At 50.1% G+C, this 14,366-nt stretch carries 13 protein-coding genes; 9 read left to right on the forward strand and 4 right to left on the reverse strand.

From position 1 onward, the window contains the following. Positions 1-259 (forward strand): hypothetical protein (locus ACFSR5_RS15585; RefSeq protein ID WP_380905389.1); only part of this gene is annotated, 259 nt, incomplete at its 5' end. Position 260: 1 nt separating this feature from the next. Here the strand turns inward: ACFSR5_RS15585 and ACFSR5_RS15590 are convergent. The 3 genes from ACFSR5_RS15590 to ACFSR5_RS15600 form a co-directional block, all read right to left on the reverse strand. Beyond that, on the reverse strand, positions 261-806 hold the full coding sequence (locus tag ACFSR5_RS15590; RefSeq protein ID WP_380905390.1) for a hypothetical protein: 546 nt from the start codon (positions 804-806) through the stop codon (positions 261-263). Positions 807-846: 40 nt separating this feature from the next. Beyond that, on the reverse strand, positions 847-1,467 hold the full coding sequence (locus ACFSR5_RS15595) for an FMN-binding negative transcriptional regulator (RefSeq protein ID WP_380905391.1): 621 nt from the start codon (positions 1,465-1,467) through the stop codon (positions 847-849). A gap of 317 nt (positions 1,468-1,784) precedes the next feature. After that, the gene (locus ACFSR5_RS15600) at positions 1,785-2,138 is read right to left on the reverse strand and encodes a hypothetical protein (protein ID WP_380905392.1); all 354 of its coding nucleotides are present in this window, start codon (positions 2,136-2,138) and stop codon (positions 1,785-1,787) included. 372 nt (positions 2,139-2,510) lie between these two features. On the opposite strand from ACFSR5_RS15600, the gene ACFSR5_RS15605 reads away from it, so the two are divergent. Continuing rightward, positions 2,511-3,620, forward strand: coding sequence for an aldo/keto reductase (locus ACFSR5_RS15605; RefSeq protein ID WP_380905393.1), 1,110 nt, complete (start codon positions 2,511-2,513; stop codon positions 3,618-3,620). On the opposite strand, the gene ACFSR5_RS15610 is transcribed toward ACFSR5_RS15605, so the two are convergent. After that, on the reverse strand, positions 3,612-4,496 hold the full coding sequence (locus tag ACFSR5_RS15610) for an AraC family transcriptional regulator (RefSeq protein ID WP_380905394.1): 885 nt from the start codon (positions 4,494-4,496) through the stop codon (positions 3,612-3,614). The two genes, ACFSR5_RS15605 and ACFSR5_RS15610, sit on opposite strands and share 9 nt — an antisense overlap. A 267-nt stretch (positions 4,497-4,763) precedes the next feature. On the opposite strand from ACFSR5_RS15610, the gene ACFSR5_RS15615 reads away from it, so the two are divergent. The 7 genes from ACFSR5_RS15615 (at position 4,764) to ACFSR5_RS15645 (ending at position 14,347) form a co-directional block, all read left to right on the forward strand. Beyond that, a complete protein-coding gene (locus tag ACFSR5_RS15615; RefSeq protein WP_380905395.1) occupies positions 4,764-5,153 on the forward strand; it encodes an L-rhamnose mutarotase in 390 nt (129 codons plus the stop codon). Between the two features lie 209 nt (positions 5,154-5,362). Next, on the forward strand, positions 5,363-6,997 hold the full coding sequence (locus ACFSR5_RS15620) for an alpha-L-fucosidase (protein ID WP_380905396.1): 1,635 nt from the start codon (positions 5,363-5,365) through the stop codon (positions 6,995-6,997). Between the two features lie 95 nt (positions 6,998-7,092). Then, positions 7,093-10,266: a SusC/RagA family TonB-linked outer membrane protein gene (locus tag ACFSR5_RS15625; RefSeq protein ID WP_380905397.1), complete on the forward strand. Its 3,174-nt coding sequence runs from the start codon at positions 7,093-7,095 to the stop codon at positions 10,264-10,266. Between the two features lie 10 nt (positions 10,267-10,276). Then, entirely contained in the window at positions 10,277-11,737 is a 1,461-nt protein-coding gene (locus tag ACFSR5_RS15630) for a RagB/SusD family nutrient uptake outer membrane protein (protein WP_380905398.1), read from the forward strand. Between the two features lie 254 nt (positions 11,738-11,991). Further along, positions 11,992-13,071 carry a TlpA family protein disulfide reductase gene (locus tag ACFSR5_RS15635; RefSeq protein ID WP_380905399.1) on the forward strand — a complete coding sequence of 360 codons (1,080 nt, stop codon included), beginning with the start codon at positions 11,992-11,994 and terminating at the stop codon, positions 13,069-13,071. Positions 13,072-13,335: 264 nt separating this feature from the next. Beyond that, positions 13,336-13,923, forward strand: a complete 588-nt coding sequence (locus ACFSR5_RS15640; protein WP_380905400.1) for a Crp/Fnr family transcriptional regulator — start codon at positions 13,336-13,338, stop codon at positions 13,921-13,923. A gap of 61 nt (positions 13,924-13,984) precedes the next feature. Then, entirely contained in the window at positions 13,985-14,347 is a 363-nt protein-coding gene (locus tag ACFSR5_RS15645) for a DUF4406 domain-containing protein (protein ID WP_380905401.1), read from the forward strand. The last annotated feature ends 19 nt before the right edge of the window (positions 14,348-14,366 follow it).

Genomic DNA, 14,366 nt, shown 5'->3' on the forward strand with positions numbered 1-14,366 from the left:
GTTCGTGATGTTCGTGTGTTGTTCGACTGCTCTTCGAGAGTTGTTCGAGAGCTCTTCGACTGTTGTTCGGGACCGCTTCGGGACTGCTTCGGGACATGTTCGGCTCTACTTCGTCTTATGTTCGGGTGTTCTTCGGCTGGGAGTCGAAGGACAGTCGAACGGGAGTCGAAGCGCTGTCGATGAAAAGCCGTCGCTGGGACGAAGCGGAGTCGACGGTCTCTGCTACGGGTGCCGACGGTTTTTCGAAGAATCAGCGTAAGCTACCACGCTACGTCTAGCCCTTTATACGTAAATTCGATGCCCCGCAATCCGTTTCCTATAAGCCTTAAGGTTATGAGGCTCGCGGTTGGGATGTGTTCGTTAACCTCCTTAAACTTAAGCATAAAGCCATAAGGGATATTCTTTTCGGCATGCGGAACATGAAAGGTTTTATTCAGATCGTTGACAACACCAGCAGAATGGGCTTGATATTGCCCGCCCGTGGCTGCTATAAGATCGCTTGTCGCGAATTGAAGAGCTTGGTCCTGATTGCCCAGATACGTGACGAGTCCTTTGATGTACAGGCTGTTGTCTGTACTGTCGCGATAGAGATGGGTGACACGCATGTGCATACTATCTACCGCGGCTTCGGTTCCCAAGCTTCTTAAATCGAGGGCTTCTTTCAGCACGGCGGTTCGTGCCTGTGCTTCGGAGATCTGGGCTTCCAGTTGTTTGATTTTGCTGGTTAGCGTGTTTACGTCTGTCTGCGCTCCAGCGTGCAGGCTTAGTGCGATGAAGAAGAGAAGGATAGAATGGGGTACGGACATCGTTGTATTTTTTATTTGTGTTTATGGGGTGTAGTTTTAGCTAATGCTCTTTTCTGGCGTACCGTTCCATATATTCGGCGAGCAGCGAATCGCTGGCAAGTGAACTGGCATGAAGGTCTTGGATGATGTGATGGATTTCCTCTTGACTCTTGTTTTGACTGAGCTTGGCCTTGCCTTGAACCTCTGTAACGGCAACTTCGAAGGTGACAATTCCTTTGAGCATGCGCTGTTTAAAATCGGTAGGTAGCTCTAACCATTTCTCATAATAGGTCGGTTCATATTTAACCATCGTTCGCCGCATGACGTCGGCTATCTGATCGGTCTCGTGTAGGATGGAAACGTGACCGTACAGGTGCACCGCCATATAATTCCAAGTGGGTACGCTTTCTTCTTTTATATAGTTGGTTGGAGAGATATAGGCATGTGGCTCGGTGAAGATGACTAGGACTTCCTGTCCTTCAATGTCTTTCCACTGCGGATTAGCAAGCGCTATATGTGTATGGAGCTTTAATTGCTCGGCATCGTTGTTGGCGAGCATGGGGATGTGTGTGCCGATCACGCGACCACTGCTCGTGCTGATCAAGATACCGAAACTAAACCGATCGATAAAAGCGAGGATGTCGTCCATTTCCGCTAGTGCATTCATTTTTGGGATATACATGGCTATTTGTTCTTATTCCTGTTCTTCTATTGTTTTGTTCTCGTGATCTGGATGGTACGCGTGTTGTATGACGTGTTTAAGATCCGTCGATTGCATCGACAATATAATCATCATTCGCCAATGTAGGGTATCGACGGTTGTTTTTTTTAGTTTAGAGGAAGGTTTGGGAGATGATGTGGTGTCTCGAAGGGGAGCCGATCGGATCGTGGCGGATCGGCGGGCTGGTATAAATAAGCACGGGTTTCGTCATAACGAATGCCCGTGCTTGTGGAATTGCAACTTAAACCTGTTGTTCTTCGAATGGTGTATGCTGCTGGCTAAATGATCTGCGAATTGTCGGTCTTCATGGGATCGGTGCCAGGTTGGACAACGGGATCACGATCGATGTTGTCGTCATCGGGTATAATTTCGTCGATATCAAGGGCGGAGCCTTCGTCCTCATCCACGTCGGTTCCTTCATCGTCGAGGTCGTCAATGGCTTCGTCATCCTGATAATCGTCGGGATCTGGACTGATCTCCAATAGCTCATCGTTTTCTTCTACATCCTCTTCGTCATCAATGGGTGAGGTGTTTTGGTTATCCTGAAAACTGCGCGCATTTGGCGGATCAACCGAGATGATGGCAATGATTGGCCCTAGGTCAATGTTGCTTGTATTGTGTTCTTTTTTCATGTCAACCTCCTTTTTTGTTATAAGGACACGGTACCCTTGAATTTGTTCGCCATATAAATACGGGTAATGGAAGTAAAATACGGGATTGGAGCGGTAAGGTTTCTTTTGTCGCCTGTGGCAGTGATCATGTTGCTTATACGTTTGTCCCTCGCACTGCTTTTCCGCCCCTAGGCGACATTATTTTGTTTAGGATGGGGTGTTCCAGGAAGCGTAAGAAAACGTGTGAAAATGGTGCGTTATCTGAATAAAGTTTGTTCGAAACGGTTGAGGAAGGAATACCGGGAAACTGAAACCAACCTCCAGCACATCGATAAAGTATAATTAAATATCGATAATTGGCAAAAATGCTACGCAGGAAGCCTCTATTTTCGTGTGCTTGGATACTCGTTGCGGGTATCGAACCGTTTTATCAGTATACCACTATTCATTATGCCGGCATCAACTACTCAAAAACACAATAACGCACTCGACCAACTCCCGCAGGTGGTTTTTGGAACGAGCGGATTAGGAAACCTCTACGTCGAAACACCGTACGAAACAAAACGGCAAATTGTGGAGGCCTGCGTAAGGGCTTCTGCTGATGGGGTCGTATTTGACACGGCCGGAAAGTATGGAGCGGGGCTCTCGCTGGAGACCATCGGCCGCTGTTTGTCTGATTTAGGTGTGGATGCCTCGCGTGTATTGATCAGTAACAAGCTGGGGTGGTACCGCGTTCCGCTGACGACCCCAGAGCCTACCTTTGAGCCGGGCGTGTGGAAGGGGCTGCACTACGATGCCGAGCAGCGCATCAGCTACGAAGGCATACTGGATTGCTTCGAGCAGGGCAATACGCTGTTGGGGGAGTATGGAGCACAACTGGTGTCGGTACACGACCCGGATGAATACCTCGCCAAGGCGGTAGACGCTGCAGATGAGGCTGCCCGCTACAACGATATTCTCGAAGCCTACCGTGCCTTGCGCGAACTTAAAGATGCAGGAAAGGTACTGGGAATCGGTGTGGGGTCCAAGAAGTGGGAGGTCATTCAGCGTATATCCCGCGATGTAGAGCTCGATTGGGTGATGATTGCCAACAGCCTGACCGTACACGACCACCCGGCCGACTTGATTCAGTTTGTCCGCGAACTGCACAGTAAACAGGTGGCGGTTATCAATTCTGCTGTATTCAACGGTGGATTTTTGGTAGGTAGCGACCACTACAACTACCAGCAGATCGATCCCGATACGGAAGCCGGAAAAAAACTATATGCATGGCGGAATTCATTTTGGAACCTGTGCGATGCGTTTGGGTTGAAGCCTGCCGAAGCTTGCTTCAACTTTGGATTCAAGATCCCGGGGGTACAGTCGGTAGCTCTGAATACGACAAAACCTGAAAAAGTAGCGATCAATGTCGCGATGGCTACCAAGGAAATTCCGTCTGCCTTTTGGATAAAAATGGCCGACGAGGGGCTCATCCGTCCGGATGTGGTCGCGCATCTAGGATAAATAGTTTTTGGCGGACGAACCCAACATGCGCTTCTTATGGGCACTGGGGTTCTCGCCCGTCATTTTCTTAAACAGCCGGTTGAAATAGGACACATGCTCAAATCCAAGCCGGAAGGACAGTTCTTGTATACTGGGATTCTCGATCAACATCAACAGTTGTGCTTTCTCGATCTTCTTGCGGTTGATGTACTTTCCCGGCGTACAATTCATCTGCTTTTTGAATAGCCGGATCAGGTGGTCTTTTGTCAGGTACGACAGGGCGGCGAGGTCGTCGATACTGATGGGGGTATGCAGGTTTTCGTGGATATAGTCCAGTACGCGGAGCAACCGCTCGTCGACATGTGGGATACGGTCTGTGGCTTCCGGGAGGAAACGCGACAAGAGCTGGTTGATGATGCCCTGGCTCTCGATCTCCAGGGCCAAAGGTGTATTGATGTGCAAAGCAATGCTCTTCATCAGCTCGGAGGTGGTATCGTACGCTTTGGGATCGTAGTAAGACAATGCCCGCCCGGGGTTGATGTCGAACAGTCGGTGTACCAGATCCAGCAGCAGCGGGCTACAAGGTACCTCCGTCGGAAAACTGATTCGGTCGAAAACGCTGTTCTTTTTATCGGGATTTTCATAGATATGTATATAAAATAAGGAAAATGGACCATCGCAGGCGTAGCCGTGGTGCGTGTACGACGGGGTGAGGTACATATGCCCCTTCTTCAGTAGCACGCTTTCGTTTCCCTTGATGATCTGCGCACATCCTTCCGTAACGATGTGCAGGCGGGCAAACGGACTATTGATGTTCTGGAAATTCCAGTCTCCGTCGTGCTCGGCATAACCGACATGGAGTAGCATAAAGTCGAGTTGAAACCTGTTTCTGCTCATAGTTCTTCTGGATTAGCTGTGATCTGTTGCCGAAGGTATCCCATGGCCTCCGTCCGTACGAAAATAATAACTTCTTCCACTACCCAAAAAACAAAAGCGCAGAAAAATCGATAATGTGCAGATAAATATCGATACGGGTCAACAAACCAAAGGGATATTCGGATACCTTTGATATATAAACCAAATACACAGAATCAGGACGTCAACAAGAAATATCCGCGCGCGGACGTGGGATAGCCTGATCAGGTGTTTACATACGAGTGACATATGAAAACAAACAACAAGGATGTGCGGCATACGATGCCCAGCAAGCTGCGGAAACGGTATTGCCAGATACTGGAACTGAAAGATGATGCCGCATTGATTGCCGAGTACATCGACCTGCATAGCGAAAAAAAGCATTGGAAGCAGGTTAGGGACGGCATACGCGAAGTCGGTATTTTAGAAATGGAGATCTACCTGGCCCAAAATCACGTTTTTATGATCGTCGAAACCGATGCAGATTTCGAGTGGGACGCGGCTTTCGCGAAGCTGGCGCAGCTGCCGCGGCAAGAGGAATGGGAACACGCCATGCAAAAATTCCAGCGTACGGCGGGGAAAACATCTGCCGAAAAATGGAAACGGATGGATCGGATTTTTTACTTGTATGAAGACTAACCAACGGCAACGACAAGCCTGTTTGCCGGAAGAATGCTGAACGTATGGTAAAGTGTATGTCGATAAAGTATAATCTTTAGTCGATATTGTGGCCTCGTGCGAAAGCCGGCCCAAGTATCTTTGTAATACGCAATAACCAGATAAACCGAATGATCACCTGCGCGTAGACCATGGATCGTTCGTTGTACAGAACATCAAAAGGACGCATTATGAACAGAAGAACTGCTATTAAACTTGTTGGCGCAACACTCCCGCTGCTGTATCTCAGCAAACATACGCGTGCGTTGGAAAATTGGGGACGGGCTCCGTTCCGGCCGGATTGGAAATCGCTGGAGGCGTATAAAACGCCCAGCTGGTTTACGGACGCCAAGTTTGGCATTTGGGCGCATTGGGGCCCGCAATGCCAGCCAGAGCGCGGGGATTGGTATGGACAGGGCATGTATAAAGAGGGATCGGATCAATACCGCTACCACGTGGAAACGTATGGTCATCCTTCAACATTTGGCTTTAAGGATGTCATTCGGGCGTGGAAAGCCGATCGCTGGGATCCTCATGCGTTGGTCAAGCTGTATAAGCATGCGGGCGCGGAATACTTCGTGGCGATGGCTAATCACCACGATAATTTTGATTTGTTCGACAGCACGCACCACCGCTGGAACAGTACACGGCTGGGACCGCGCAAAGATCTGATTAAAGGATGGAAAGCAGCGACGGATGAACAGGGACTGCGCTTTGGTGTGAGCGTTCATGCGGCACACGCGTGGACGTGGTATGAGCCCGCCCAACAAGCAGACAAGGAAGGGGCCAGGGCGGGGGTGCCTTACGACGGTACCTTGCAAAAGAAGGATGGCAAAGGGACATGGTGGGAAGGATTCGATCCACAGGAGCTCTATGCCCAGAACCACCCAGTAAGCCGGTCGCCGCAGACCAAAAAAGAGACGCTCGAGCAGTGGGACTGGGCAGAGGGATCGGGCGTTAGCACGCCGTCTGTGGCGTATGCGAAAAGGTTTCGCGACCGGACCCTACAACTGATCGATACCTACGACCCCGACTTGGTGTACTTCGACGATACGGCTCTGCCGCTATGGCCTGTCAGTCCGGTAGGCTTGGAAATTGCTGCTCATTATTATAACCGCAGTGCCGCAAAAAATAAGGGGGAGGTGGATGTGGTCATTACCGGAAAGATCTTGGATGAACAGCAGCGCCAATGCCTGGTGTGGGATATCGAACGTGGGCAGAGCAACCGGATCGAGGAGTTTCCGTGGCAAACCTGTACCTGTATCGGCAGTTGGCATTACGATCGCCGCATCTACGACGAAGATCGCTACAAATCGGCGAAAACGATCATCCACATGTTGGCCGATGTCGTGAGTAAAAATGGGAACTTGTTGTTGAGCGTGCCTTTGCGTGGCGATGGATCGATCGACGATAAGGCACAGCGCGTGGTCGAGGAAATCGGCGCGTGGATGCAGGTGAATAAGGAAGCCATTGTCGGCACCACACCGTGGCATGTGTTCGGCGAAGGGCCTGCGATGGCGGGTCAGGCGAAATTTGATGGTCCGGGGAATAACGAGGGAAAGGGAATTCCGTTTACGGACAAAGATATTCGTTTCACGAAGAAAGGACCGGTATTGTATGCTATTCTGCTCGGTCGCCCTCGTGCGCAGGAACTGACCATAGCGTCGCTGGGCACAACGCGCAGCATGCATCAGGTGGTGAAACAGGTTTCGGTCTTGGGATCGACTGCTGACGTGCGCTTCGAGCAACGCGCAGAGGGTTTAGTCGTAACGCTGCCGGCATCGGCATTGCATGCAGACAACGCCCTGGTTTTGAAACTAACGTAACGTGGAGCGGGCAACAAGACCCCTCCACGTTCAGGGTATGGAATATAGGCACCGGCGGTGTGCCGGGCCGATTGTAAACACTAACCAATAGATACATGAAAAATAGAAAACAGCGGTTCCTGCTTCCTCGTGGGAGGTGGGGACGATGGTCCATCGGAACAGCCGTGCTCGTTGCACAGGTGCTGCCCTTGGATGGACGTGCCGCCGGAGCTTCCATTCCGGTTGGCCAGGTGGAAGCTACCGAACGGTTTGCGGTATCGCAGCAGCCTATCCGAGGCAGGGTGCTCAACGCGAAAGGGGAGCCGTTGCAAAGCGTATCGGTCTCGGTGAAAGGGGCTGCAGGTACGGCAACCGCTACTGATGCACAGGGCGCATTCTCGATATCGGCCCCGGCCGGGGCGATTTTGGTTTTCCGTTCCGTGGGATACCAGACCAAAGAGGTAGCTGCGCCGCAGGAGGGACAGATGTCGGTGGGATTGGATGTCGCCACCGAGGGGATTGAGGAGGTGGTCGTCGTCGGATTCGGCGCGCAGAAAAAAGTAAACCTTACGGGGGCGGTGGCTTCGGTGAAGGGGGAAGACTTGACCAGACGGCCGGTCACGAATGCCGGATCCATGCTGCAAGGGCAGGTTCCGGGGCTGCGCATTGTGCAGAACTCGGGCGAGCCGGGGAGCGAGGGCTTAACGATCCGTGTCCGCGGACAGGGAACCTTTAGCGGTGCTGGCAACAACCCGCTCGTGCTGATTGACGGTGTGGAAGGTAATCTCACGGACATCAATCCGGGTGATATTGAAAATATATCGGTATTGAAGGACGCGGCTTCGGCTTCTATCTATGGGTCGCGGGCCGCTAATGGGGTGCTATTGGTGACGACAAAGACAGGAAAAGCGGGACGGCTGCTCGTCGATTATACGGCGAATGGATCGATACATACGCCGACGCGGTTGTTTGACCTGATTACCAACTCGGCAGAATACATGGAGTTGTGGAACGAGGCAAAGACGAACAACGGCACGGCGGCGGGGCTGTACCCGCAGGAGACGATCGACCTTTACCGGAACGCAACGGATCGGGTGAAATACCCGAACACGGACTGGCTGGACATTATGTTCAATCCGGCGTTTGTCCAACAGCATAATTTTGGGGTGAGTGGTGGTAGTGAATCAACACAATATAACTTATCACTGGGGTATGTGGATCAGCCGGGCGTTATGAAAGGGTTTGACTATAAACGCTACAATGCGCGCTTGAATTTAACCTCGAAAGTGGCAGATTGGTTACGTATCGGCGCAAACATCAGTGCGAAACAGGGCGATACGCGGCGTCCGCGGCAGGGGGCAGAAGACGCGTTTATCGCGACGTTGTCGCAAGCGCCTACCTATGCCCCAAAGCTACCGGATGGGCGGTACACGTTTAAGGCATATGATTTTGAGTACAACAATAAGAATTTGCTCGCTATCGTCGAAAACGGTGTTTTCTGGCAAAACCGGGATTATGCGGTGAATCTACAGGGGTGGCTCGATGTGCAACTGACCAAAGGGCTGAACTGGTATTCCAAGGCGGCGATCGTGGGAGATTTCGACAAGGAGTCGGATTGGCGGCCTTTGGTTCCTTTATATAATTACCATACCGGAGAGTACGCGACGGATTTGGATGTAGGGGGTAAGGGATTGGGGGCCACTCGCCGCGAAAACCGCTACACCAATGTGTTCTCCTACCTGAAATACATGCATTCGTTTGCAGGGATACACAACGTGGAAGCACAGGTAGGATATAGCCAGGAACTGAACCGACAGGAGTACCTGTATGGATACCGACGGGATTTCTTTAACAACAATTTGCAGGAGCTTGACGCAGGCGGTCTGTCGGTGCAGAATGCGAGCGGATCGGCTTATGAATGGGCAATGCAGTCTTTCTTCGGGCGACTGACATACAACTTCAAAGAGCGGTATCTGTTAGAGGCAAACTTACGGTATGACGGTAGCTCACGCATGCATCCTGATAGGCGCTGGGGGGCATTCCCGTCGGTGTCGGCGGGCTGGCGGATTTCTGAGGAGGGGTTTGTGAAGGACGCTGAACTGTCGTGGCTGAACAATGCCAAAATCAGGGCTTCGTATGGAAAGCTGGGAAATCAGAACGTCAACATCAATGTGTCGGGAAATAGCAACTATCCGTATCCGTACCAGGAAATATTGAACTACACGGGCAACTATCCTTTTGACAATGCGAACCTCACGACGGGTGCGGCACAGACGGCACTCGCCAACCAAATGCTGACCTGGGAGAAGACCACGGCGACGGATATTGGTCTAGATCTAACGTTGTTTCAGGGGCTGGATGTGACGTTCGACTGGTACCGTAAGACGACGTCGGACATACTCCGCCAATCGCAAATCACCGGGGTGGTCGGATTGACCGCGCCGAATGTGAACAGTGGTACCATGCGGAATGAGGGTATCGAGCTGGCTCTGCGGTACTCGGGCCGTGTGGGCTCGGGGGCGTTGGAAGGCCTAGGCTATAGTGTGGGTGGAAACATAGATCGGTTCAAGAATACGGTCGTGAAACTGGGGCAGCGCGAAATCGGTAGCTGGACAATTAAGGAGGAGGGACGTCCTTGGGATACGTACTATATGCTGGAATGGACGGGAATCTTTCAGGATCAGGCGCAGATTGATGCGGCGCCCAAGCAATATAATGATGATACGAAACCGGGCGACTTGATTTTCAAAGATCAAAATGGGGATGGCGTGGTGAATGATCAAGATCGGACATATATGGATGGCGCCTTTCCTTCATTCGAATATGCATTGACGGGTAACTTAAACTGGAAAGGTGTAGACGTGTCGTTTATGTTTCAAGGGGTGCAGGGACGAAACTTGTTTGTAAACAATTGGGGCACGGTTCCTTTTGTGCAGGGATCGCCTCCAACGGTGAACTGGAGGGATCGGTGGACGGAAGAGAACCCCTCGACAACCATGCCTCGTATTTATTGGGGGTTTGATGCACCAGCCAAAATCAGCAGACCGTCGTCGTTCTTCTTACAGGACGCGAGTTACCTGCGTCTGAAGAATCTAACGGTGGGGTATACCCTTCCAAAACCGGTGACGGGCAGAATTGGCGTGGAGAAGGTGCGTGTTTTTGTGTCGGGCGACAATATCTTTACCAAAACGGATTACCCGGGGCTGGATCCTGAACGTTCGGGAAGCGGAACATTTTTGGGCTATCCGCAGAACAAGATCTATGCATTTGGTTTACAAGTTCAATTTTAAATTTTACGAAATGAAACGATATGTGGTCATCGCCGCGACATGCTTCGCGGTTTTTATACAGGGCTGTTCCAGTGATTTTTTAAACCGGGAGCCGCTGGATAGGCTATCTTCCGGTCAGTTTTGGCAGACCAAACAGGACTTTGATATGGCCCTGACGGCCATCTATGGGAATTTACAGAATCCGATGTTTTCGGTGGGAACACCCGATTGGGATTTGATTACGGATAACGGCTACGGACAGCACAACTCGAACGGCAGCCAGGCGATTGTGCGGGGCGATATTTTTGCTTCGTCTGGAGGCTACATCAGCGCGCTGTACACGAATTGCTATTCGGGCATTGCACGGATCAATATCTTCCTGGCGCAGGTGGCAAACTACCAGGGGACGGCCATCGACGAAAGCACGCGGGCCGTTTACGAGGCGGAAGCGCGCTTTATGCGTGCCTACTATTATTACCTGTTGTATGCTTGCTATGGCGACGTACCGCTCATCCGGGAGCCCCTAACGTTGGCAAACCAAGCACAGCCGAAGGTCGCTGCGGAAGAAATTTTGACGTTCGTGCTACAGGAGGTAGACGCGGCCATCACTGGGCTACCGGATGTGCTTTATAGCGCTGGAAAAGGGCATGCGGTCAAATCTTCGGCACAGGCGCTGAAACTTCGGGTGTTGATGTTTGCGGCTTATGGAGATGACGGCACACCAGACCGATCGCTATTGACGCAGGCGAAATCCGTCGCCGAACAGCTGCTGCAAGCGGGCTACCGGCTGGCCGATACGTTTGAATCTGTGTTTCGCGACCATACGCAGGAGGGCAACCCAGAAATCATGTTCTCCGTGAAATTTCTTGCGCCGGACAACGCGACATCGATGGATCAGTGGTATGGCGACTGGCTGGTGGCGAGCCCGCTCCAGAGTTTTTTCCAGGCTTTCGAAGCGGGAGATAAACGTCGCGATCAGACGGTCTTTGTGGGCCAGGTAGAATTCGATGGAAATATTCACCGCCCTTCTAATAATGTGCCGACGGGATACGGACTGAAGAAATTCCTGACCCCGGAATTGATGCCTTATGGCTATTCTACCCAAAGCCAGCAAGACTGGGTGATGTTCCGCTTTGCGGAAGTCCTGTTGTCTTTTGCGGAAGCCGAGAATGAGCTTTCTGGACCAACGGTAGCCGCGCGGGATGCGATCGACGCTATCCGGTCGCGCGCGGGATTGGGTGAGGTACCGCAGACCATCGGAACGGAACAGTTTCGGCAGCTGATCCGAAAGGAACGCCGCATGGAAATGGCATTCGAAGGGATCCGGTATTTTGACCTCAAGCGTTGGCATATCGCCGGGGAGGTTTTGAATCAGGTTACAGACGGTATTTTAACGTATAAATTTGAAGATAAGTTTTATAAATGGCCGATCCCTCAAACGGAGATCGATAAGAGCCAGGGCGTTTTGATCCAAAACGAAGATTATCAATAAACCGCACAGCGCGTGCGTTGGGACGACATGCAGGAATGCATGTCGTTTTTATGTTTAAGGGGGCTTCGGCGCTGTGAATCGCATTGTTCAGTACCACATGGCTTTTATGCGAACGATCGGCGGGGCTGAGGATTCTGTAGTTATAACAAACAAAGGCGTTTTGGCTTAGCTGTGCGCTCAAAGTTGCCTGATTGAAAAATCTTGTTATATTTACATATGTAAACCTTACACGAATGGATAATCCGTGATAATATATGGTCGCAAAAATAAAAACGCTTATCTGTTTACTCTTTCCCTTACTTTGTACGGCACAGGAGATAGGGAAGCCTTTTACCGTGCAATTCGATCTCGCCGGATTTCGTAACGGTTCAAAAATCACGATGACAGGCTTCGGACATGAGGGGCGTTCGTATGAGGCAACGCTTACCGACGGTAAAACGACTATCCAAGGGACGATCGTGGAACCTTCTTTATACATCCTGACGGCAAATCCAAATCTGCGTGCACAAATTTGGGTGGAAAGCGGTCATATACAGGTTCTTGGTGACAGTGCTCATTTTTCGAAAATAGCGGTGTTGAACTCAGGAACGCATGAGGATGCGCGACCGATAAGTGAGCAATTGGACCCCATGTGGAAACGATACGACGAATTGAAGGCAGCGGAAGCCGCGGAGACAGACTCTACAAAAAAGAAAAATTTGTCTGCCGCCGTCGATCACTATTACCAATCTATCCGCGATGTCAGAAAGCATGGCGTATTTAATCGGAAACCGTCTTTTCCGCTTATGCTAGAACTTTATTTTTTGCGTACATCGTTGAGTAGAGATTCCTTGCAACTCGCTTTCGATAGATTTCCGTATGTTATGCAAAATGGTGTAACGGGCAGGTTTCTACAAAAATTTTTACAGGCGAATGTGATCTATCCCGGCGTAAAAGCGCCATCTTTTGTTGCTAAAAATCTGGAAGATATGGATATACGATTGGACGATTTTCGCGGAAAGATTGTCTTGCTGGATTTTTGGGCGGCTTGGTGTGCTCCCTGTAGGGACGGCAATAAAAAGCTCGCGCTCTTGTACAAGAAATATAAGAATGATGGCTTTGAAATTATATCTTTTAATGTTGATTCGAACAAAGACTCCTGGAAAAAAGCAAGTGAAGAGGATGGGATATATTGGACAAATGTAGGGGATCAGAACGCGACGCAAGGTGAAACGCCTGTAGCCTACCGTGTACAGTCCCTACCCAATATGTTTCTGCTTGATAGGGATGGAATGGTTTTAGAGGTAGGCGGATCAGCGACAGATATAGAGGAGCTTTTAAAGAAAAACTTGTAGTGATTCAGTACGAAGATGACCAATAACCTGCACAACTGTGTGTTGGTACGACATGAAGGAATGCATGTCGTTTTTTATGGTTATAGGGGTTGTCCCACACAACCTTTCCACCCCTAAGCCCTGTCGCGGCTAGCGATGGAAAGGTTGTGGGCGGGGTAGGCCAAAGAATAAAAAACAATCATATTTTCATGCAGGAGGCCGAGATGTTCACCCGATAAATGTGTAAATTTATCGAAACGGAAATTTCTGTTATCCAAACATCGTATGTACGACCAAACGATTACGCAACATCTTCGCAAGCATATCTCTTTGACGGATATACAATTGACCATGTTCCTTTCTTTAGTAAAGCAAAAAGAAATACCCCGGAAAACGCGGCTATTGGAGCAGGGACAGGTGTGCCATTCCATCTATTTTGTGCATACGGGCGCGCTTCGGGCGTTCTATCTGGATGGTGCTGGAAGGGAATCGACGATTATGTTCGCTGTAACAGAATGGTGGATAACGGATATGTACTGTTTCGTCAATACCCTGCCGGCAATGCTCACGATTGAGGCAATAGAAGACAGTATTATCTTACAACTGCACAAAAATGATCTGGAGCGATTGTATAACGAAGTTCCGCCATTCGAACGCTTTTTCAGGATATTGATGCAAAACGCATATATCCGGGAGCAATTGCGTGTTATTCAGAATCTTTCCTTACCGGCAGAGGAACGCTACGATATGTTTTTGGAAAAGTATGCCCATGTGGCGAGTAGGGTAAAACAAAAACAAATTGCCTCCTATTTGGGTATTACGGCTGAATTTTTAAGCATGATTAAGCGAAAAAAAATAGAAACCTTAAAGTAGTTTATTTTTTTTGGGCGTGTTGTTGTGTTATTTAGCACATGACATATAAACGACAACATCTATGCTGATTATGATTGCAGGTCCTTACCGTGGGGGGACAAATGACGACCCGGTTCTGATGCGGAAAAATCTCGATAATCTTGAATCCGTTGCTTTGGACATTTTTAGGAAAGGGCATGTGCCTTTTATTGGAGAATGGTTGGCTCTGCCGTTGATAAAGCTGGCAGGATCTACAAAAGTGGGGGATAGGGAGTGGGAGGAAATCCAGTACCCTATTGCGCACCGTATGTTGGAAAAGTGTGATGCGGTGTTGCGTATCGCCGGGCATTCTAAAGGTGCAGACGAAGATGTACGCTTGGCGAAAGAACGCGGTTTGCCCGTGTATTACGCCGTCGACGAAATTCCAGCATTGGAGTCGCGTTAATGAGCGTCGTGTGCGTTTT

This window comes from Sphingobacterium suaedae (assembly GCF_042684625.1).
In the GTDB taxonomy this organism is placed as follows: Bacteria; Bacteroidota; Bacteroidia; order Sphingobacteriales; family Sphingobacteriaceae; genus Sphingobacterium; species Sphingobacterium suaedae.

What these genes read in the sequence shown, in the direction of transcription:
- ACFSR5_RS15595 (WP_380905391.1), bottom strand. Translation starts at nt 1,467, where the DNA reads ATGTATATCCCAAAAATGAATGCACTAGCGGAAATGGACGACATCCTC.
- ACFSR5_RS15640 (WP_380905400.1), top strand. Translation starts at nt 13,336, where the DNA reads ATGTACGACCAAACGATTACGCAACATCTTCGCAAGCATATCTCTTTG.
- ACFSR5_RS15615 (WP_380905395.1), top strand. Translation starts at nt 4,764, where the DNA reads ATGAAAACAAACAACAAGGATGTGCGGCATACGATGCCCAGCAAGCTG.
- ACFSR5_RS15610 (WP_380905394.1), bottom strand. Translation starts at nt 4,496, where the DNA reads ATGAGCAGAAACAGGTTTCAACTCGACTTTATGCTACTCCATGTCGGT.
- ACFSR5_RS15635 (WP_380905399.1), top strand. Translation starts at nt 11,992, where the DNA reads ATGGTCGCAAAAATAAAAACGCTTATCTGTTTACTCTTTCCCTTACTT.
- ACFSR5_RS15600 (WP_380905392.1), bottom strand. Translation starts at nt 2,138, where the DNA reads ATGAAAAAAGAACACAATACAAGCAACATTGACCTAGGGCCAATCATT.
- ACFSR5_RS15620 (WP_380905396.1), top strand. Translation starts at nt 5,363, where the DNA reads ATGAACAGAAGAACTGCTATTAAACTTGTTGGCGCAACACTCCCGCTG.
- ACFSR5_RS15625 (WP_380905397.1), top strand. Translation starts at nt 7,093, where the DNA reads ATGAAAAATAGAAAACAGCGGTTCCTGCTTCCTCGTGGGAGGTGGGGA.
- ACFSR5_RS15630 (WP_380905398.1), top strand. Translation starts at nt 10,277, where the DNA reads ATGAAACGATATGTGGTCATCGCCGCGACATGCTTCGCGGTTTTTATA.
- ACFSR5_RS15590 (WP_380905390.1), bottom strand. Translation starts at nt 806, where the DNA reads ATGTCCGTACCCCATTCTATCCTTCTCTTCTTCATCGCACTAAGCCTG.
- ACFSR5_RS15645 (WP_380905401.1), top strand. Translation starts at nt 13,985, where the DNA reads ATGCTGATTATGATTGCAGGTCCTTACCGTGGGGGGACAAATGACGAC.